Below are 18,828 nucleotides of genomic sequence, written 5' to 3'. Positions count from 1 at the left end.
AAACACGCGGTCCTCAAAGGAATGGCCGGTTCTAACCTGATTTACTCGGCGCCGCTCTATGAGCCGGTCCACAGCGTCCTTGACGTGGGTCTCTTTGTAGATCGTCTCGAGGAGGGCATACTTGCGGAACTCCGCCATGTTGTAGTCGCGCTCATCAAGCAGTTCCAAGAAGCGGTTCTCTAATGGGGTGATGTCCGGGCTCAGAATGTCGAAGGACATCTGGTTGGGATAGCGCGGGTCTCGGAACCGCTGACCTGAGACACCATCGACCTCCCACAACCCGTCCTTGAACTTCTTCACGGCGACTTCATTCTGGTACTTCGGCGAGCCCATCGCCTTGAGCCGCTTCGACAGCGTGAGCGCATAGCAACGATCGCATCCCGGCGATGTGCGGTCGCAACCGGTGGTCGGGTTCCACGTTGCCTCGGTCCACTCGATCGCCGACTTGTCAGCCACGTCTCCACTGTAGGACCACGGTGTGACAGTCAAGAAGCTGGCTTCGGCGGACCCATGCCTTAGGGGTTCATCTAGTTGAGCTCCTATGTCAATTTTGGGGTGGTTTGGAGGGTGGTGTGGATGCGGTCTGACATATTGCGTTTGAGGGCTCGGATGTCTTCTCGTTTGGTTTTGCCGCGTTGTAGGCAGCAGTGAATCACGCCGGGTTTGGTAGAGACTGTTTTTGTTGGGTCACGGCCGGGGTGGCTGTGGTGTTGTTGTGGTAGGCGGTTTCGTGGTCGGCGGGGGTGGTGTAGGTGTATCGGCCTTTGAGGAGTTGGCTGTGGCTGCGTCGGTTGTTGTACCAGTCGATGTATTCGAGGGTGGCGAACTCGACGTCGCTTTGTCCCTGCCAGGGGCCGTGCGGGTAGATGAGTTCCCATTTGAACAGGCCGTTGAAGCTCTCGATCATGGCGTTGTCGTAGCTGTCGCCTTTGCTGCCGACCGAGGCGACGATGTCGTTGTCGTCGAGGCGCTGGCTGTAGCGGATCGACACATATTGCGATCCGCGGTCGCTGTGGTGGACGGCTTTGTCGATGCTGTGGCCGCAGCGCCGGCGGGCGGCGATGGCCATGTCCAAAGCGTCGAGCGCCAACTCGGTGCGCAAAGAGCGCGACGCCTGCCAGCCCAGGACCCGGCGGGAGTAGGCGTCGACGACGAACGCCATGTAGACCCAGCCGGAGCGGGTCCGCACCCAGGTGAGGTCAGCGAGCCACAGCCGATCCGGGGCGTCGGCGCCGAAGTCCCTGTTCACGATGTCCTCGGGCATCTCGCCGGCGGCGGGCGTGGTGGTGCGGGGCTTTTTGCCCCGGCGGGCGCCCGCCAGGCCCATCTGGCCCATCAGCCGCTCGACGGTGCAGCGGGCCACCCGCACGCCCTCGACGCGGTTTAGGTGGTCCCACACCTTGGCCGCGCCGTAGGCGCCGTAGTTCGCCTTGTGCGCCCTAGCGATCACCGGGCGCAGCCGGGCGTCGCGCAAAGCACGCTCCGACGGGGCCCGCTTTTTGGCCGCCCAGTAGGTGGACGGGGCGATCCCGACGCCGTGCTCTGTGAGCACCGCGCAGATCGGCTCGACCCCGAACCGGTGCCGGTAGGCGTCGATGAACGCCACTACAGCCTGGACTGGCGGTCGAGCTCCGCCCCGAAGAAAGCCGACGCCGCTTTCAATATCTCGTTAGCCCGGCGCAGCTCGCGGTTCTCGCGCTCGAGCTTTTGGAGCCGCCCGCGCTCCGCGGTCGTCACCCCCGGGCGCATCCCGCCGTCGACCTCCGCTCGGCGCACCTGATTGCGCACCGTCTCCGCCGACGGGCCCAGCTTGTCAGCGACCGAGCAGACCGCCTCCCACTGCGACCCGTGATGCCGCTCGTTGTCCAGCACCATCCGCACCGCCCGCTCACGCAACTCGGCGGGATATCTCCCATGATTTGGCATTGCTCCATCCTCTCAAGGAACAGAGCCTCCACAAAACACGGGGTGATTCACTCTGGAGGGCGGCGATGAGGTCGGTGGCGCCCTGGGTGGGTGTGATCGGGCAAGCCAGCGCGGCCTTGGTGGCGTAGTCCACCACCGGGCACAGCCGCCAGATGCCCTCGGCGGCGGTCTCGAAGGAGGTGAAGTCCGTCTGCCAGACACGGTTGCGGCGCACAGGCGGATCCACGAACACCTCGCGGCGTGCGGCGGCGAGCTGGCGACGCTCGCCCTGATATCGCACCGGCTGCAACAGATCGCGGCGCGCCATGGCCCGCTTGACGCTGGAGGGCGAGCCCACAATCGGTTCGGGGAGGGCGCGCCGAGAACCGGCGTTCGGCAAGGTCCCGAGGCCGCTCAGCGGCTGTGTCGGCGACGGTGGTGCGCCTCAGCTTGCCCCGCGTCACGCCGCGAAGGCCCAGGTCGCGCATCAGCCGCTCCACGGTGCAGCAGGCCACCCAATGCCACTCGCGGTTGAGCTGGGCCCACACCTTGGGCGCCCCATACCCCCCGAAGTTCTCCGCATGCACCCGAGCGATCTCGACTTTGAGGGCTTCATCTCGCTTCGAGCGCGCCGACGCCAGCTGGCGCCCCGCATCGATCTCCATCCGGCGCACCTGATTGCGCACCGTCTCAGGCGTCGGCCCCAGCTTCTCAGCCACCGACGAGACCGCCTCCCACTGCGAACCGCAGCCCCGCTGGGCCTCGAACACCATCCGCACCACGCGCTCGCGCATCTCATCCGGGTATTTCCCCCGGCGTCGCTGCTCTGTCATGGCTCCATCCTCTCAAGGGTCGGAGCCCGCGCAATACCCGGAGAGGTTCACTTTTCGCAAGCTGAATCCTCAGTTGGGTTGCACCCTTTGCTTTCCTTTGGACACATCCAGAAAACCAGGTGACAGCCCGGCGGGAGGGGGGTAGAGTGGTCACTCCACTCGACGCGGGGTGGAGCAGTCTGGTAGCTCGTCGGGCTCATAACCCGAAGGTCGCGGGTTCAAATCCCGCCCCCGCCACTCTTATCAGGTCGCCAGCCGTGAGCGCCGAAGCCCCCTGCCAGCCGCCAGCCGGGCTCTTGGCGGGACAGTTCGAATCAGACATGTCGCCGCCTTCTGTCGATGCCGCATGATGCGGACCAGATCGCTGGCTCAGGGAGGTCAGTACATGATGGTGCAGGTTAGGTGGTGGGGCCAGAAGGTGGCGTGGTACGCCTTCCAAAGTCGGAAGTCCACCTGGGGAACCACGAGGGCCAGCGACGGCGGGCGGATGCGGTTGATGGCGTCGGTGAGCAGGGCGGTGGCGTACAGGGTGTGGGCCCTGATCTCCACTTCCTCGGCGCTGTCGGCCGCGATGTGGTCTCCCCGGTTGATGGCATTCTCCAAGTCCGAGGTGTACGCCACGATGCCCATGAGCCGCAGGGCAACGGGGACGATGTAGTCGGCGAACGCCGTCATCCGATCCAGGTCGGCCACCGAGAAGGCGCCCCCGTCGGCCAGTGCCATGTGCAGTTGCCACAGCCACAGCTGGGCCAACTTGTGCAACTGCACCTCATGGCCGTAGTGGGTGCTGACATCGTTGAACCGGGGGAACTCCACCACCAGCCGCTCCAGCAGGCCGTTGTTGTCGGCGTACATGGCAGGCGCACAGTCGGCAACGAACCGATGTGCGCTGCCGTCGTAGCGTTCAGCCAGGGTTCGACCCGCCGCATTGAGTATCTGCACGCGCTCACCGAGCATGGGGATCTCGATGTTTCCGCTGAAAACGCGGTCCAGTTCGGCACGAGTGATCTCGGCCAGGTAGGCGCCGTCGGTCAGCGGCACGCCCTCATCCAGTGCCCGGTTGACGCAGGCGAACATGCCCTCGCTGTCCGACCAGGTGCGGCCCCGATAGTCGGCGGCGAACTTCACCCCGGAGTCGAAGTCGGTGAAGGCGAAGTTCATGACCGCATAGAAGAAGGACACATCGACTATCTCTGCCGGGTCAGTCCTGCGGTTGAAGGCGCCGTCTACCGGGTCAGACGGAAAGGCGAACTCCTCAAAGGCCATCCATGAGGCCACCTGCTCGATGGCCTCGATCGATGTGCTAACGTGTCGAGAGCGATCGACCACCCCGCGTGCCGACCGCAGCACCGGCGAGGTCCACACTGGGGATTCGTGCATGATCTGCTCCGGTCGGTGGGAGTACGTCAGAGGGCGAGATGGAGTCGGAGGGCGTTGTCGAGGTGGGCCATTAGGTCGAATGGGACCCGGCCGATCAGACGGCCGACTCGTTCAACGGAGATCGACCTGACCTGTTCCGCTTGGGCTTTGGAGTCGCGCTCGAGGCCGGTGTCGTCGGCCACTAGCAGCACCTGGAAGGGGTGGACCCTATCGGTGTTGGAGGTAATGGGTACGACGGTTACCACTCCGTGCCCCAGTCGGGCGGCGGTGGTGTTGGCGCCATCGTTGCTGACCAACACCGCGGGCCGGGTTCGGGCGGCCTCAGCGCCCAGCGTGGGGCTGAGGTTGACGATGCGGATCTCTCCTCGTCGCATCAGAGCTATGTGAGTCCGTCGGAAACGGCGGAGTCCCAGAGGTGGCTCTCGTCGTTGTCCCACTGTGCGAATGCGTCCGCATAGTCTTGCGCCAGCTCTGATGCCCGAAGGAGCCGGATCGCCCGGTGAAGGGTGGCTGATCGGGAGGCGATCCGGTGTATGCGGGCATAGTCGTCGAGGAATGCGATGTCTTCGGCGGGAAGGCTGACGCTAACTTTCACACCAGTTACCCTACTCAGGTAGGAAGGACACTTGGGATACGAGATTGACAATTTCGTCTTGAGGAACGGGCATGGATTCAATCGGGTTTAGCTTCGATGGCGAGCAGGTTTTGGCTGCGGTCACGGGTCGGGGCGGCGGGGTGAGCCGCGGCCAGGCCGCCAGTCTCAATCTGAGTTTTGAAGTGGGGGACGACCCCGGACACGTTGTGGCCAACCGCAAGATCGTGGGCGACAGACTCGGTTTCGACTTTAGAGATCTGGTTGTACCCCGCCAAGTGCACGGGGTCCGGGTGAAGGTCATCGGACCAGACGCCAGGGGTCAAGGGGCCGACTCGGCTGAATCTGGAGTGGCTGCCTGCGATGCGCTGGTTACCAGCTCGCCGATGATCCCGATCGCCGTGTTGGTTGCCGATTGCGCACCGGTGGTGCTCTACGACCCGATTCAACCCGCCATCGGAATCGTACACGTCGGATGGCGCGGGGCCATCGGCCGCATCGCCCAAAAAGCGGTGGAGACGATGGCTCGGGAGTTCGGCACCAGACCGCGGGACATCCGGGTCGGTATCGGGCCATGTCTGCAACCTCTCTCCCTTGAGGTCTCCATGACTGAGGCCATACAGGCTGAGGGCGAGTTCCATCAGCAACCCGCGGTGCTCTACGACGCGGGGGACAAGCCGCACTTGGACATCCCGTTCATGGTCAAACAGCAGGTGCTCGATGCCGGTGTGTGGCTCAAACACATCGAAGACGCCCGGATGGACACCCTGGACGCCAGGCGCTTCTTCTCGCACCGGGGACAGTCCGGCAGAGCAGGACGCTGTATGGGCGTGGCCATGCTGAGAGCGCCCTGAACGGCTGATCGTCAGTCGGGGATAAGGACCCCGGGATTCATGAGGTTTTGGGGATCGAGGGCAGCCTTGACGGCTCGTAGAACACCGACGCCGGCGTTGCCCAGTTCGTCGGCCAGCCAGGGGCGGCGGACGCGGCCGATGCCGTGGTGGTGGGCGATGCCGGCGCCGCAGTCGATGGCCGCCTGCATGGCCGCGGTCCAGCAGGCGTCGTAGACAGCCAGATAGTCACCGGGGTCGGGCGGCTGGGCGGCGAAAGTGAAGTAAAGGTTGGCACCGGAGCGGTAGGCGTGCGAGGTGTGGGCGGTGGCCGCGATCACCGTCGGCGCCGCGCTTACCATCTCGATCACCGCTTCATAGAGCCCGGCGAGGTGGCGCCAGCCGGTGGCCACCTCGATGGTGTCGGCCACCAGACCCTGCTCGAACAGCTCGGTCCAGGTGGGCACGGTGTTGCGATGCTCGAACCAGTGGTCCACCGCATCGGGGTCGGCTGGTTCGCCTCCGCCGGATCGGCACCGCTCGGCCACCGCGGCCGCTTCCAGCTCCGCGTGCCCGGGCGGACCCTCGTGCAAGAAGATGGCCACGCAGCGGCCTTTGGGCACCTGGTCGCGGAAGTGGCGGCGTGATTCACCGGCGTCATAGAGACGTACCACCGGGGGCCGCCAGCCGGGCATGATCACGCTTCGCACCGCGTCGATCCCTGCGCTCATGTCCCCGAAGTGGAACGCCTGGCGCACCCCCGGCTCGGGGAGCGGGCGCAGCGAAAAAGTCACTTCGGTAATGATCCCCAGCGTGCCCTCGCTGCCCAACAGCAGTTGGCGCAGATCTGGTCCGGCCGAGGCCCGGGGGGTGGGGCGCGATCGGTAGATCGAACCGTCGGGCAACACAGCTTCCACCGCATACACGATGTCCTCGATGTTGCCGTAGGCGGTGGAGTATTGGCCCGAGGCCCGCGTGGCCGCCCACCCGCCCACCGAGGAAATCTCTATCGATTGGGGCCAGTGGCCGATGGTGAAGCCGTCTTGTTGCACCCGGTTCTCAGCGTCGATCCCCATCGTGCCCGCTCCGAATGCGGCCAATCCGTCCACCGGGTCTAGCGACCGCAGCCCGTTCAATCGCTCGGTGCTGATGACCACCGACTCGGGGGTGGCCAAAACGCCGCCCACGCAGCCCGACCCGGCACCCCGGGGGATCATCGGCACGCCGTGGGCCCGGCACAAACGCACGGTTTCGGCCACTCGCTCGGTTGTAGAGGGCGCTGCCACCGCAGCCGGCAGCCGCAGTCGGCCCTGCCATTGGTCTAACTCGGACCGGGGCCAGGTGTCGCGGGCCCGGCGCCGGCGGGCGCCTTCGTCGAGGAGGAGGTCGTCGCCCAACAAGTTGGCTAGCTCGTCGAGAAGCGCCATCAGGCTTTCCCCATGAATTGGAGTTCGCTGGCGTAGCGGGCCCGAACCGATTCGACCTCGGCGTCGGTGCGGGCCTCGTCCCACCCCATCAGCTCGGCCATCATCGAGGCTGCCGGGGCCAGAAGGGCCTCGCGCTCGGCGGGCGTGTACCAAGCGGCCCGAGTTCGGCGATAGATCAGGTCCTCGAGGGTCAGCGCTGCGTCCACCTCCACAGCCCAGTCTATTTCGCCGGCCACAACCCGCCCTCCGGGCACAATCGGCTCGTGCCCCAGGGCCAGCACTCCGCTGGTCTCATCCCCGTAGAGCCGCACCAGACGGTCGGCTACGGCACGAGCGACCCCGGTGGCCGCGGCTACTGAAGCCGCGAGGTCGTCCAGGCTCGACGAGAGGTTGCCGCCGGGCATCGGATGGGGTTCAGGGCTCGGCCCCAGCGACCGGCCGAGCTGTTGGGCCACGTAGTCGAGCACCGTCTTCGCCATGGCGCGAAAGCCGGTGAGTTTGCCCCCGGCAACGGTGATCATCCCGCCCGTACCCACCCACACTTCTTCTTTGCGGGAGATCTCCTTGGCCTCTTTGCCCGCCTGGGCGACCAAGGGGCGCACCCCCGACCAAGCCGCGATCACGTCGCTGGACGACAGGGGATCGACGTCGAAGTATCGCCCGAGCGGTCCTAACAGGTAGTCGAAATCGCTCTGCTCGATTTCGGGCCACAGCAGTCGATCGCCCCGGTAGCTGGTGTCGGTGGTGCCGATGGCCACGGTCTCGCCCCGGGGGAGCACGAATATGGTGCGTTTGTCGGGTGCTTCCAAAACCACGAGATTCCGCGCCGGCAGTCGGGCGGCGTCGACCACAAGGTGGACGCCCTTGGAGGGATGGAGGCGGTCGATGGAGATGTCCTCCTCGAGGCTGGCCAGGCGCTCTACCCACGGTCCGGTTGCGTTGACCACCGCATCGGCGCGGACATCCACCCGGTTGCCGGTAACCTCGCACGCCGCGACCACCCCGTCGATCCGCCTGCCCTCCCAGATCACATCCACCGCCGGAAGCCGGCTCGCCGCCTGCGCCCCGGAGGCCACCGCGTCGCGCAGCACGGCCAGCACCAGCCGGGCGTCGTCGGTCATGTACTCCCGATAGGCGCACGCCCATGGGAACTCGTCCCGCCGAAGGCAGGGCTCATGGCCGGCGAGGTCGTCTCGGTCCCAGCTCAGGTGGCGGTCGGCGTCCTCGACGGCCCCGAGCATCTCGTAGGTGGCGATGCCGGCTCGGAACTTCATCAAACTGGCTCGGCTGCGGGCGGGTACCACCATCCAGCACGGCTCGGCCAGATGCGGTGCCATCTGATGGACGGCTTTGCGCTCGAGCGCGGTTTCCCGCACCAGGCCGATCTCGCCCATGGCCAGGTAGCGCAGCCCGCCGTGGATCAGCTTCGAGGAGCGAGACGAGGTGCCGGCAGCGAAGTCGTTCCCCTCAACCAGCGCAACCCGCAGCCCGCGCCAAGCCGCGTCGCGGGCCACGCCCGCGCCGGTAATCCCCCCTCCGACCACCACCAGATCGAACCGCTCGCTCCCCAGGTCGGCTAGCAGGGCAGATCGCGAACCTGGTGAAAGCGATGTCGCGTTGTTGGGTTCAGGCACTGCCTACACTTCAGTTGATTTTAGGGTTTCGGCTTTGGGCTTGGGGCGGCCGATATGGGGCACGGCGACAATGTACCTGGGTTGCGGGCGCTCAAGGGCTCAGCCGGTATTGCGCAGGCCGGCGGCAACCCCGTTTACGGTGAGCAGGAGAGCCCGCTGGATGCGATGGCCATCCTCCTGCGAGCTGGACGCCGACCTTGATCGGGCCAAAAGCTCCACCTGCAAGACGTTGATGGGGTCGAGATAGGCGTCGCGCACGGCCAATGTCCGCTTGAGCACCGGAAGGTCGCCGAGGAGTTCGCCGCCGGTCAGCCTGGCAATCTGGGCCACGGTGCCGTCGTGCTCGTCGGAGATGGTGTCGAAGAAATGGCGAAGCTCTGGGGCCACGAGGCGATCGACGTAGTGCTGGGCGATGGCCAGATCGGTTTTGGCCAATGTCATCTCGACGTTCGAGATGAACGTGCGAAAGAACTGCCAGTCCCGGTACATGGCTTGGAGCTGCGCCGCACAGCCGGCCTGGTGGGCCGCCTCGAGCGCGGTGCCCACTCCGAACCAGCCGGGGATGATCTGACGTGATTGGGTCCAACCGAATACCCAGGGAATGGCTCGGAGGTCGTCGATGCCCGCGGCCGACCGCGGGCGGCGGGCCGGGCGTGAGCCGATGTTCATGGCGGCCAGTTCTTCTACCGGGGTGGAGGTCTGGAAGTACTCCGCGAAACCGGGGGTGTCGAGCAGACCGCGGTAGGCGTAATAGGCCCGGGCCGACATAAGCTCCATCACCTCGTTCCACGCTTCGATGCCTCCATGGCCATGGCGGGGGTGCCGGTGGGAGATAGTTGCCTCCACTACGGCTGATAGAGCCAGGTCGAGGTTGCGCTGAGCCAAGCGGGGGAGACCGTACTTGTCGGCAATCACCTCTCCCTGCTCGGTGATCTTGAGCGCCCCGGCCACCATCCCGGCCGGCTGCGACAAAATGGCCGCGTTGGTGGGCCCGCCGCCTCGTCCGACCGTCCCGCCTCGACCGTGGAATACCACTACCCTGATCCCGGCCTCCGCAGAGACTTCGGCGATATTGCGCAACGCCTTGTGAATCTCCCATTGGGAGGTGGTGATGCCGCCGTCTTTGTTGGAGTCGGAGTATCCGACCATCACCTCTTGTACATCGCCTCTGAGATGAACCAACCGCCGGTAAGCGGGTACCGCAAAGAGCTCTTCGAGCAGGGCACCGATGTTTCTGAGGTCGTCGATGGTCTCAGAGAGGGGAACGAAACCGAGTCGGGCGATACCCCCGGGGATGTCCACCAAGCCGACTTCGCGTGCCAGCACCGCGGGGGCGAGCACGTCATCGACGCCCTGGGTCATCGAGACGATGTAGCTGTTGATGACGCCGTCTCCGTGGCGGTCGAGGGCTAGGCGCAGGGCCGCGAATAGAGCCAGGGCGCCCTGGGCATTCGACCCCGCGGGCGGGGCCAGGGGGCGGCGGCTTTCCAGTTCTGCGGCTAACAGCGCAGTGCGGTCGGGGCGCGACAGTGAGCGGTAGTCGGTTCCCAACTCGGCGAACAGCCCGTCCAGGGTCTCATGGTGGGTGGCGGCGTTCTCGCGGATGTCGAGGATGGCGAGATGGAATCCGATCATGGCCAGGATTCTCCGGACGCGGGCCAGTCGGCCCCGGGCCAAGAGCGATCCCCCGTTGGCCTCGAGCGACCGGGCCATGACGGCCAAGTCGGACTCCATCTCGATAGGCGACCCATAGGCCCTTGGTCCGGGGACGGCACTCAAAGTCTCCAGCAGGCGCTGATGTATGACCGAGCAACGCTGCCGGTAGGGTTCGCCGGCACTCAATTTGCCGAACCGGGAAACAACGTCGGGGAATCCGTCGCGGTCGGCGTCGATCTGAGCCTGCAACTCCTCGGAGATGCTGGTGACCGCGGTGCTCACCGACAGCTCCGACGAAACCTGCTCAATCTCTTCCACCAGCAAGCGCAGCGCCCGACCGCGCTGAAAGGCCAGCACTTCGAGCGTGGTCTCCGGGGTGACGTTGGGATTGCCGTCGCGATCGCCTCCCACCCACGACCCAAACCGCACCGGCACCTGAGGTCCGTCCAGCGAGCCGCCGATGGCTCTCAGCACTGCGTCCACATCGTCAAAGAGCTCCGGCACCCCGTTGGCGGCGATCTCGGTGAGGAAGTAGAGGATGGAACGGGCCTCGTCCACGGGATCGGGCCGCTCGCGGCGAAGCTCGTCGGTTTGCCAGATAGCGTCGATGAGCTCGTCAACCCGGCGGTCGATTCGTCGCTGGTTGGCCGAGTTGCCCCCAATCTCGCCCCGGCGCTCAATGAGAACCGCGATTTCATTGAGCTTGTCGAGGATCGAGCGGCGGGAGGCCTCGGTGGGATGGGCAGTGAACACCGGACGGAGGTCGGCGCTTCTGGTAGCGGCCACGATCTCTTCCCGGTCTATGCCCAGCTCCAAGAGCTTTTCCACCGTTTCGGCAAAGCGGTGGCTTCCTGCCAGCCCGGTGGCCTTCAAGTCTTCAACCCGGTGGACCTGCTCGGCCGTGTTGGCCAAGTGGAAATACACCGTGAACGCCCGCACCAGATGGATGGCCTCTACCACATCGACGTCGTCGAGGAGTTCGGCCAAAGCCGCACCCGACTCCTCGTCGCGCCGCAATCCCCGGGCCATGGCTCGAACCTGTTCGACGCGTTCGAGCAACTCAGGGCCATGTTGCCGCACAAGAGCATCTCCGAGCTGGACGCCCAGCCGTCGGATGTCGTTTCGAAGTGCAGAATGGATTTCGTCGAGATGGTCAGCCGTTGCCATGGCCCTGAATTCTTCATTCTATGCGGCAACAGGGTCAGGAGCCTCTGGTGGGGAACACCAAGGCATCGGGATCGAAGAACCCAACCTCGGCGGGGGCGCCGGTCACCGCAGCGCTTCTCCCGACATGGAAGCCACAAAGCCCCCCGAAGGATCAGACCGACCCTCGAGCAAGTCGTGATACACCGCCGTGATCTCCTGGGGTCCGAAACGGTGGACGACGGTGAGCCAGCGATCGGTGCCGTCTAGGAGCTCGTGCCATACCGCGGCAATGCGTCTCATCAATTCGGCTGCTCCCCACTCCTCGGAGCGCTTGGCGATCTGGTCGGGAGCGAAGAAGAACGTGGGCTGCGGACCAGGCAGCTCGGTCCCACCCGGTGCGGTGTCCTCCCAGTGGGTGGCGCCGATGGTCATGGAAAAGCGAAGACCGTCGCCGAAGCGGGTGTGTACCCCCGACCGCACGGTGTCGCTGCCGGCCATGTCGACCAGCCCCGTTGCCACCGTGGGGTCGAGTTGGTCGATTTCGTCATAGACGAGTACCTCGTCGTACAGGCCGAGTCCCTCGACGAAGGCCCGGTTGCGGGGCGACGTGAGGCCCACACTGCGGTGCCCGCGACGAGCAAGGCAGGCGGCCAGGCAGATCGAGGTCTTCGATGAAGCGCTGGTGATCAGGGTTTGAGATGCGTCGTGGAAACCGCGGTCGCCCAGGTAGTCGTCGGCCAGAAACGACGTCATGAACAGCCCGCGGAGCAGGAGGAACTCGTCGATTCGGTCATCGCGGAACATGATGTCGGCGGCGATGTCGCTGAAATTGGTGTAAACCTCGGCGTGTTTGGCCCGATGGGCCCCGACATCGGTGAACGCAGTTCCCCTGGGGTCCGCCTCGATGACCACCTCGCTGCACATGGGATAGAAGCCGAAGAAGCGGCCGCCGGTGCTGATATCGGGATGGGCGGACTCGACCACCGAGCCCAGCCCCATAGCCGGGATCCGACCCCAGGGCGCCTCGGTGGGGAAGAAGCCCCAGTAGTCGAGCATGTCGCCGGCCACCGCATAGGTGACGTTGTTGGCGGTCAACGCGAACCGCTCCACGGCCAACCGGATCTGCCCCGGAGCGAGCTTGACGGGCAACGAGTCAACTGTCCGGGTGTCGCGAAAATCCTGGCGGTTGACCTCAAAATCCACTAGCCCTGATTGTTCATGAGAATTCCTGATTTGCTTTGGGCGGGTGGGGTTTGGGTGTTTTCGTGTGGTTCGGGTGTTGGGGTTCGGTGTTGGGGGTGGTCGGGTGTTCGGGGCGGGTGTTTTGGGGTGTGGTCGGGGGTTTTGGGGCGTGGTGGGGCGTGTCGGGTCGGGGTTTTGGGACGGGTTGGTGAGTGGGCCGGGCGGGGCGGGTTTATGGGGCGTGGGGCTGGCAGGCGTGGAGGAGTTGTGGGGTGGCGGGCCACCAGTCGAGCAGGCGCAGGGTCCATTTGCGGGAGGAGCGCACGAGGCGGGCGGGTGCGTGCCATAGCTGCCATCTGAGGCGTTTGGGGGCGGCGTGGGCTAAGGCCCCGGTGAGGCGGAGTTGTTGGAACCATTTGACCAGCGCGAGGCTGAGCGCGACGAGGGCGGCCCAGGCGGCGTTGGCTTCGTAGTCGGTGAAGGGCATGCGTTTGAGTCCGGAGTCTTTGAGGTCGGCGATGGTGTTCTCGATGCGGGCATGGGCTCTCATGTGGGCGTCCAATTCGGCGGGGTCGCCTGTTGCGTCGGTGTAGAACCCGCGGTAGCGCCAGTTGCCGGAGTCGAACAGGGTGCGCTGCGCGCCGGGGTGAAGCGGCTCTCGGCGGGCGATGAAGCGGGTGCGCTCGGGCCAGCCGGCGAGGCCGGCGCTTTCGGTGAGGTCGGCGATTTGGGCGCGCTTGGAGGGCTCGCCGTCGGCGCCGAGCGCCGGCTGCCACTTCTCGGCGCGAAAGCGGCTGCGGTCTATGGCCGCTGTGACCTGCTGGTTTGAGCGCGCGGTCATGAAGAACCCGACGTTGCGGGCCCGGCATGCCTCGGCGATTTGCGCAGAGCAGCCCGCGGCGTCGACCCGCAGCTGCACCTCCCGGCCCGGCGGCGCGTCGTCGCCTTCGCGGTGGCCCATCGCTACGGCGGCGGGCAGCTGCGCGATGGCGGCGTCGAGGACCTCTATGTGGTCAAAGATGTGGTTGGCCGCGGCGTTGCCGGCCCGCAGCTTTATCGACAACGGCTCCCCCTCGTCTGTGGCGCACAGCATCGGGTGGAACCCGAACCCGCCCTTGAAATGCGCCGCCGCGCCCTGCTTGTTCTCGGAGTGGACCTCCACCAATGTCGAGTCGATGTCCAAAACCACCGGAGCAGAACCCGACGCGCCGCCGCGGCGCTCCCACACCCCGGCCCGCACACCGGCCACAGCCTCCCACAGGCCCTCCACCACATCGGGGCCCAAACCGCGCAGCGTGCGGTACAGGGTCGAGTCAGACGCCACCTCGCCGAACAGCACCGGCTGCGCCCGCAAATGCTCGATATCGGCACACGCCTCCCCGCCCCCGGCCAACACCAACAACAAATGCGCCAGCACCTTGCCCCGATCATGAACAGGCGCCCGCTCGCCGCCCGGCGGCACCGCCGCCGACAACGCCTCCCCCAGCCCCAAACCATCGGCGAAACGGCCCAAAGCGAACAAACCCGAATGCGCCGCCACCTGACCGCCGCCGCCCGCCACCCTCACATCGCAAGTGCTGCTAGCCTGCATCTCGGAGATGCCCCTCTCTGTGGAACCGATACGTGAACATCAACACACATCGTCCCACACCAGAGGGGCTTTTCCGCGGACGCGCACCCCCCAACACCACACCCCCCATGAACAATCAGGGCTAGTCAACCATAACGGTCACCGGCGAATGAGGCGACCAGCCGACTGCTGCCGTCAAATGACGATGACCAAGGTAGATCACACCGGGGGTTTCTACTTGGCCTCGTGTTGCTTCAGAAAGTTGATCCAAGCATCAACTGGGATACCGGCCAGCGGCTCGTCCAGAATCTCTTGGACCCAGTCATCCATGATGCCGGTACGGGCGATTCGGCCGAAGTTCCCCCCGCCATCTCTTGCAGGCTTGTCTGAAGTGTGGTCTCGGCCCATGTATGGAGAAGCATGGGCGGGTGATTCAATGGATGGATCTTGTTCGGTTTCGCGGATGTGACGCCACCAGTGATTTCGGTAGTCAGAAATGTACTTGGCCGACCAGCAGGCCGGGGTAGAAACTCGCGGGACACCGGAAAGCACGTTTGAAAGATGCCAGGGCACTACCACCAGAAGGTCCCAGTCTGAGCAAGCACTCGGGGTCACGCGGTACCGAAAGCTGGGTTCGCGCTCTTTGGCTAGCATGTACCAGCCCTTCAACTCTACCCCTAGGGCAGTTTCGTATTCGCCAGAGCTGTTCCTGCTTCGGAACAGCACATCAGGAAATGTTTGCGCTTGACGACAAAAGCGGTACAGAGCCCATTCATCGTTTGGATCCCAGACATCCCGCATTCGATTGAGTGTTTGCACCACCTGCACCTCGATGGTTGCACCGAGCAAAGTGTTCAGGGAAAATAGGTCAGTGGCAGCCAACCCCTCTATGTTAGTGGTCGAATCGAAATACCCGGGCAGCGCCAGCAAAGCGTCCTGAACGCGGTCACGCAGCTTCGTTCGAGGATCATCCGGGTCAAGAAGCGGGGGCTCTGGGACAGGCATTGCCCCGTTTTGCATCGACTGGCTGCTCATGGAGCTTGGAGGGTAGTCAGGATGCAGCAGATCCGATGCGCTCAATAGCCAAGTCGGCGAAGTGGTCTACCGTCTCTGCTGCGTAGCCACGTCGCCCAGCCTCGACCGCAGCTACTACCGCGCTGCACAGTCCACCAAAGGGTTCCCAAACAACGTCTCCCGGCTCAGTAGCAGCCTTGATGATTCGGCGCATGAACTCCAGTGGCTTCTGATTGAGGTGGACAGCAGCGTTGCGGCCCGGCTTGTACACGCGCGGCGCCGAGCGAACTCCATTGCCCTTGTAGCGCTCTCGACCATTCAGCGGCGGTGCCGACCACACGTTGGTGAGGCCATGGGTGTGATTCCACCGATCTCGCATTCCAGCCCACTCCCCTGCCGTGACCGGGGAGATACCGTCTAGGGAGTAGTAGGGAGCACCAGCGGGAGAACCATGCTTATTGGCGTAGCACACCAGGCGTTCCATCATTTCGGGCGGCGGGAAATACCAGAGCCAGTCTTGCGTGAGATATTTGCGTGTAGCGGCGTTTGCCACCCCACACGCCTCATTTGCTCGATACAGGGGCAACCCCGCTCGCTGCCACTCATACCGCAACCACCTTCGAGCCGTCATCACGCCGTCCGGAGTTGGGAATTCCAAGCGACGTCGATAGAAAACACAAACCTCGGATACCACCGGAAAGCGGCGGATGGTGTCCCCGTTGACGTTGCCTGCGATGTGCCCAACGCCCTTGTCCCACACGATCGCTTGAACATAATCCCAGCCGAATTCGGCCAAGACTGGATGAACTGTGGCCCAGCCAATCTCGGTATTCCAAAACCACAGCGTCGACGATGGAAGTGAGTGCTTGGACCAAGCCTCTACATGGGGGGCGTACCATTCGGCCAGGTCTTCTGGCGTCCGCGGGTCGCCGGGGAATCCGCCAACCCCATAAGCGCCATCAGAGATGATGGCCGAAGGGGATGGCCAGACGGGATAGGCGTCGAGCGCGTCCCCTCTGTACACCGACCAAACTCGACCGTCGTCACTGACAACAGACACAAATCCTCCTTCGCAGACACCAAATGGGAGCCTGCGATTGGCCTCCCTTGGGAATGATCCCATGCCGCACCTCGCACGGTGGTGGATGCTTGGGCAGCTTGATACGGAGCCGCGACCTGCGACGACCCTACTTCGACCCGGTGACAGATTCACCCATTGCCTTGCACCGTTGGGCAGTTCGGTTAGACCTCGATGTTTTGTACCGAGCGGATGTCGGCGGCTGATGCGGCCACCACAAGTTGGTACTGACCGGGGTCGACCGCCCAGCGGTGGTCTTGGGGGTCCCAGCGGGCGAATGAGCGCTCTTTGAGGGTGATCGCCGCAGTGGCGGTCTCGCCGGGGTCGAGGGTGAGCTTGGCGAATCCGGCTAGCTCTTTGGGGGGACGTGGTACGCCGCCGGCGGGTGGGGCCACGTAGACCTGCACCACCTCGCTGCCCGGCCGGTGGCCGGTATTGGTGACCGGGACCGAAACGGTGACCTCCGTGCCCTCGCCGCTCGCCTCGGGCGGGCCCCATTCAAACGTGGTGTAGGAGCCTCCGTGGCCGAATGGGATCATCGGCTCGATGCCGCGGGCGTCATACCAGCGGTAGCCCACAAAGATCCCCTCGCCGTAGTGCACCACGCCGGCTTCGCCGGGGTAGTTCAGGTAAGACGGAATGTCCTGTTCTCGCCATGCCCAACTGGTGGGCATCCGCCCCCCAGGCTCAACGTCGCCCACAAGCACATCGGCGATAGCCTCACCGGCCTCCTGGCCCGGGTACCAGGCCAGCAGCACGGCCGCTGCCCGATCAAGCCACGGCAGGGTCATCGGGGCACCGCAGTTGAGCACCACGACGGTGTTGGGGTTGGCGTCGAGCACCCGCTCCACCAGCTCATCCTGATTGTTGGGCAGCTCAATAGAGTCTCGGTCGCCTCCCTCTGACTCCCACTCGGAGCTGGAACCGACCACCACCACTGCGGTGTCGGCTTGGGCAGCCAGGGTGGCGGCATTGGCAAGGGCTTCCCCGCGGCTGACATCGGCCAGCTCTACCCCCACATCAACGATGCTGACCCACATGCTTCCCTCTGGGGGGACGTGATCGAGGCGGATGCGATAGGGATGGCCAGCCTCGAGATCAAGGTAACCATGACCGCCATGCAAGCCAAGGCTGGCGCTGAACCGGTCGATGTGGTTGTCGGCCACCAATTGGTCGTCGACAAACAGGCGAGCGTGGGCGAATCCAAGGGCGCAGAGCCGGTGCCGACCGGAGTGCTCGGGTGTCACGGTGAACTCCAGCCGCACCGACATGGCGTCGCAGTCTTTTGGCCAGTTGTCGCCAATCCACGCGTTGAACGGCAGGGGCCGGTTGAGGGTCTCAAACGGCTCGCCTTCGAATCCGATGCCGTCGTAGAGCTCGAACTGAACGCCGCCGTCGATCCACGAATCGGGAACAGCCTCAGCCTTTCGGCGCATGTCGATGCCGGGGGCGTGGCCCACTAACCGCGAACCAAGCCGCTTTGCCAATGACTCCAGCACAGAGGTAGTGCGATGGGGCACCAAGCTGGCCGAACCGCCTCCTAAAAGGGCCGTTTCGTCCGCCCCTGGACCGATGAGCGCCACCGTGCGGTCGCCGCCCAACGGGAGGAGTCCGCCGTCGTTGCGGACCAGCACCATCGACTCGGCAGCGGCCCGGCGGGCTAGTGCTCGATGCTCTAGGCGGTCGACGCTGGCCTCGTCGTGGTCGGTTGGCGTATCGATGCGACCAGCCCAGTTGAGGAAGCCGACGATGCGGCGCACCTTGTCGTCGACGAGCGACTCGTCCACCTTTCCGGCCTCGACTGCTTCCAACAGCAGACCCCTTCCCCACCATCGGCCCGGACCGGGCATTTCCAAATCGAGCCCGTAGAGAGCGGGAGCGACGGTCTCTTTGATGGCACCCCAGTCGGACACCACCAAGCTGTCGAATCCCCACTCACCTTTGAGCAACCCAACCAATAGATCGGGCTGGGCGCAGGCGTGGTGGCTGTTGACGAAGTTGTAGGCACCCATGACAGCGCGTACCCCGGCTTCTTTCACTGCGGCCTCGAATGGCGGGAGATAGATCTCCCGCAGGCTGCGCTCGTCAACGTCGACGTTGATGGTGCGGCGTTCGAACTCCTGGTCGTTGGCCACAAAATGCTTGACACAGGCACCCACCCCCTGGGACTGAACCCCGGTGATGTACGACACCGCGATGCGAGAGCTCAACTCGGGATCCTCGCTGTAACTCTCGAAATGGCGACCGCCCCGGGGCGAGCGGTGGAGGTTGACCGTGGGGGCGAGGATCATGTCCACCTTGCGGTCGGCAGCCTCGGTGGCCAAAGCCTGGCCCAGCTCATGGACGAGGGCGGGGTTCCAGGTGGCGGCGATGGCCGACGGACCGGGCACCACCAGCCCGGGGCCCATGTTCCGACCCCGGACCCCGACCGGACCGTCGCTGACACACCAGTCGGGGATGCCGAGTCGCTCGCACCCGGGGATGATCCACGGACCCTCGCCCGCCACCATCCGGCACTTCTCCTCCAGAGTCAGGTCGCCAACCAGTGCTTCGACGTCAACCATGAAACCCTCTCCCAAGC

At 64.9% G+C, this 18,828-nt stretch carries 14 protein-coding genes, 1 tRNA gene, 1 pseudogene and 1 other annotated feature; of the genes and pseudogenes, 2 read left to right on the top strand and 14 right to left on the bottom strand.

The annotated features are described in order from the left end of the window. Positions 1 to 306: 306 nt before the first annotated feature. The 3 genes and pseudogenes from ACOGXA_RS12645 to ACOGXA_RS12635 all read right to left on the bottom strand — a co-directional run. Positions 307 to 456: pseudogene (locus tag ACOGXA_RS12645) on the bottom strand (DUF5131 family protein); the annotation flags it as partial. Positions 457 to 652: 196 nt separating this feature from the next. Continuing rightward, positions 653 to 1,926, bottom strand: a protein-coding gene (locus ACOGXA_RS12640) for an IS3 family transposase (protein WP_419924226.1) whose coding sequence is annotated in 2 segments (ribosomal slippage) — positions 653 to 1,647 and positions 1,647 to 1,926 — 1,275 coding nt in all. Because the reading frame shifts where the segments join, the coding sequence is not laid out codon by codon here. Beyond that, positions 1,520 to 1,648: a sequence feature (AL1L pseudoknot), on the bottom strand. Its footprint overlaps the gene before it by 129 nt. 47 nt (positions 1,927 to 1,973) lie before the next feature. Next, positions 1,974 to 2,738 carry an IS3 family transposase gene (locus tag ACOGXA_RS12635; protein WP_419924225.1) on the bottom strand — a complete coding sequence of 255 codons (765 nt, stop codon included), beginning with the start codon at positions 2,736 to 2,738 and terminating at the stop codon, positions 1,974 to 1,976. Between the two features lie 163 nt (positions 2,739 to 2,901). On the opposite strand from ACOGXA_RS12635, the gene ACOGXA_RS12630 reads away from it, so the two are divergent. Then, positions 2,902 to 2,975 (top strand) — tRNA-Met (locus ACOGXA_RS12630). A gap of 141 nt (positions 2,976 to 3,116) precedes the next feature. On the opposite strand, the gene ACOGXA_RS12625 is transcribed toward ACOGXA_RS12630, so the two are convergent. Genes ACOGXA_RS12625 through ACOGXA_RS12615 form a run of 3 tightly spaced genes read right to left on the bottom strand, consistent with a single transcriptional unit; the run spans position 3,117 to position 4,713 of the window. Then, positions 3,117 to 4,118, bottom strand: a complete 1,002-nt coding sequence (locus tag ACOGXA_RS12625) for a queuosine salvage family protein (RefSeq protein ID WP_419924224.1) — start codon at positions 4,116 to 4,118, stop codon at positions 3,117 to 3,119. A gap of 26 nt (positions 4,119 to 4,144) precedes the next feature. Further along, the gene (locus ACOGXA_RS12620; RefSeq protein ID WP_419924223.1) at positions 4,145 to 4,492 is read right to left on the bottom strand and encodes a type II toxin-antitoxin system PemK/MazF family toxin; all 348 of its coding nucleotides are present in this window, start codon (positions 4,490 to 4,492) and stop codon (positions 4,145 to 4,147) included. Between the two features lie 5 nt (positions 4,493 to 4,497). Beyond that, positions 4,498 to 4,713, bottom strand: coding sequence for a ribbon-helix-helix domain-containing protein (locus ACOGXA_RS12615; RefSeq protein ID WP_419924222.1), 216 nt, complete (start codon positions 4,711 to 4,713; stop codon positions 4,498 to 4,500). A gap of 71 nt (positions 4,714 to 4,784) precedes the next feature. Here ACOGXA_RS12615 and ACOGXA_RS12610 point away from each other — a divergent pair, with 71 nt between their 5' ends. Then, positions 4,785 to 5,564: a polyphenol oxidase family protein gene (locus tag ACOGXA_RS12610; RefSeq protein WP_419924221.1), complete on the top strand. Its 780-nt coding sequence runs from the start codon at positions 4,785 to 4,787 to the stop codon at positions 5,562 to 5,564. 11 nt (positions 5,565 to 5,575) lie between these two features. Here ACOGXA_RS12610 and ACOGXA_RS12605 read toward each other — a convergent pair whose 3' ends face one another. The 8 genes from ACOGXA_RS12605 to ACOGXA_RS12570 form a co-directional block, all read right to left on the bottom strand. Continuing rightward, positions 5,576 to 6,967 (bottom strand): FAD-binding oxidoreductase, encoded by a 1,392-nt coding sequence (locus tag ACOGXA_RS12605; RefSeq protein WP_419924220.1) that lies wholly within the window; start codon positions 6,965 to 6,967, stop codon positions 5,576 to 5,578. Continuing rightward, positions 6,967 to 8,601 carry an FAD-dependent oxidoreductase gene (locus ACOGXA_RS12600; RefSeq protein WP_419924219.1) on the bottom strand — a complete coding sequence of 545 codons (1,635 nt, stop codon included), beginning with the start codon at positions 8,599 to 8,601 and terminating at the stop codon, positions 6,967 to 6,969. Before ACOGXA_RS12600 ends, ACOGXA_RS12605 begins: the two co-directional genes overlap by 1 nt. Before the next feature lie 99 nt (positions 8,602 to 8,700). Further along, complete coding sequence (gene ppc / locus ACOGXA_RS12595; protein WP_419924218.1) at positions 8,701 to 11,424, bottom strand: phosphoenolpyruvate carboxylase; 2,724 nt, start codon at positions 11,422 to 11,424, stop codon at positions 8,701 to 8,703. Between the two features lie 102 nt (positions 11,425 to 11,526). After that, positions 11,527 to 12,606 carry a DUF2855 family protein gene (locus ACOGXA_RS12590; RefSeq protein WP_419924217.1) on the bottom strand — a complete coding sequence of 360 codons (1,080 nt, stop codon included), beginning with the start codon at positions 12,604 to 12,606 and terminating at the stop codon, positions 11,527 to 11,529. 211 nt (positions 12,607 to 12,817) lie between these two features. Further along, the gene (locus tag ACOGXA_RS12585; RefSeq protein WP_419924091.1) at positions 12,818 to 14,176 is read right to left on the bottom strand and encodes an IS1380 family transposase; all 1,359 of its coding nucleotides are present in this window, start codon (positions 14,174 to 14,176) and stop codon (positions 12,818 to 12,820) included. Between the two features lie 213 nt (positions 14,177 to 14,389). Then, complete coding sequence (locus ACOGXA_RS12580; RefSeq protein WP_419924216.1) at positions 14,390 to 15,190, bottom strand: hypothetical protein; 801 nt, start codon at positions 15,188 to 15,190, stop codon at positions 14,390 to 14,392. Between the two features lie 16 nt (positions 15,191 to 15,206). Next, complete coding sequence (locus tag ACOGXA_RS12575) at positions 15,207 to 16,292, bottom strand: DNA methyltransferase (RefSeq protein ID WP_419924215.1); 1,086 nt, start codon at positions 16,290 to 16,292, stop codon at positions 15,207 to 15,209. Between the two features lie 119 nt (positions 16,293 to 16,411). After that, the gene (locus tag ACOGXA_RS12570) at positions 16,412 to 18,811 is read right to left on the bottom strand and encodes a glycoside hydrolase family 3 C-terminal domain-containing protein (protein ID WP_419924214.1); all 2,400 of its coding nucleotides are present in this window, start codon (positions 18,809 to 18,811) and stop codon (positions 16,412 to 16,414) included. Positions 18,812 to 18,828: the final 17 nt, after the last annotated feature.

It is taken from the genome of Candidatus Poriferisocius sp., assembly GCF_965208475.1.
Classification (GTDB): Bacteria; Actinomycetota; Acidimicrobiia; order Acidimicrobiales; family Bin134; genus Poriferisocius.
Note: the sequence above shows the minus strand (reverse complement) of the source record. Positions and strands in the feature narration are given on the sequence as shown.

What these genes read in the sequence shown, in the direction of transcription:
- ACOGXA_RS12585 (WP_419924091.1), bottom strand. Translation starts at nt 14,176, where the DNA reads ATGCAGGCTAGCAGCACTTGCGATGTGAGGGTGGCGGGCGGCGGCGGT.
- ACOGXA_RS12610 (WP_419924221.1), top strand. Translation starts at nt 4,785, where the DNA reads ATGGATTCAATCGGGTTTAGCTTCGATGGCGAGCAGGTTTTGGCTGCG.
- ppc (WP_419924218.1), bottom strand. Translation starts at nt 11,424, where the DNA reads ATGGCAACGGCTGACCATCTCGACGAAATCCATTCTGCACTTCGAAAC.
- ACOGXA_RS12635 (WP_419924225.1), bottom strand. Translation starts at nt 2,738, where the DNA reads ATGACAGAGCAGCGACGCCGGGGGAAATACCCGGATGAGATGCGCGAG.
- ACOGXA_RS12605 (WP_419924220.1), bottom strand. Translation starts at nt 6,967, where the DNA reads ATGGCGCTTCTCGACGAGCTAGCCAACTTGTTGGGCGACGACCTCCTC.
- ACOGXA_RS12570 (WP_419924214.1), bottom strand. Translation starts at nt 18,811, where the DNA reads ATGGTTGACGTCGAAGCACTGGTTGGCGACCTGACTCTGGAGGAGAAG.
- ACOGXA_RS12625 (WP_419924224.1), bottom strand. Translation starts at nt 4,118, where the DNA reads ATGCACGAATCCCCAGTGTGGACCTCGCCGGTGCTGCGGTCGGCACGC.
- ACOGXA_RS12620 (WP_419924223.1), bottom strand. Translation starts at nt 4,492, where the DNA reads ATGCGACGAGGAGAGATCCGCATCGTCAACCTCAGCCCCACGCTGGGC.
- ACOGXA_RS12575 (WP_419924215.1), bottom strand. Translation starts at nt 16,292, where the DNA reads ATGGGATCATTCCCAAGGGAGGCCAATCGCAGGCTCCCATTTGGTGTC.
- ACOGXA_RS12580 (WP_419924216.1), bottom strand. Translation starts at nt 15,190, where the DNA reads ATGAGCAGCCAGTCGATGCAAAACGGGGCAATGCCTGTCCCAGAGCCC.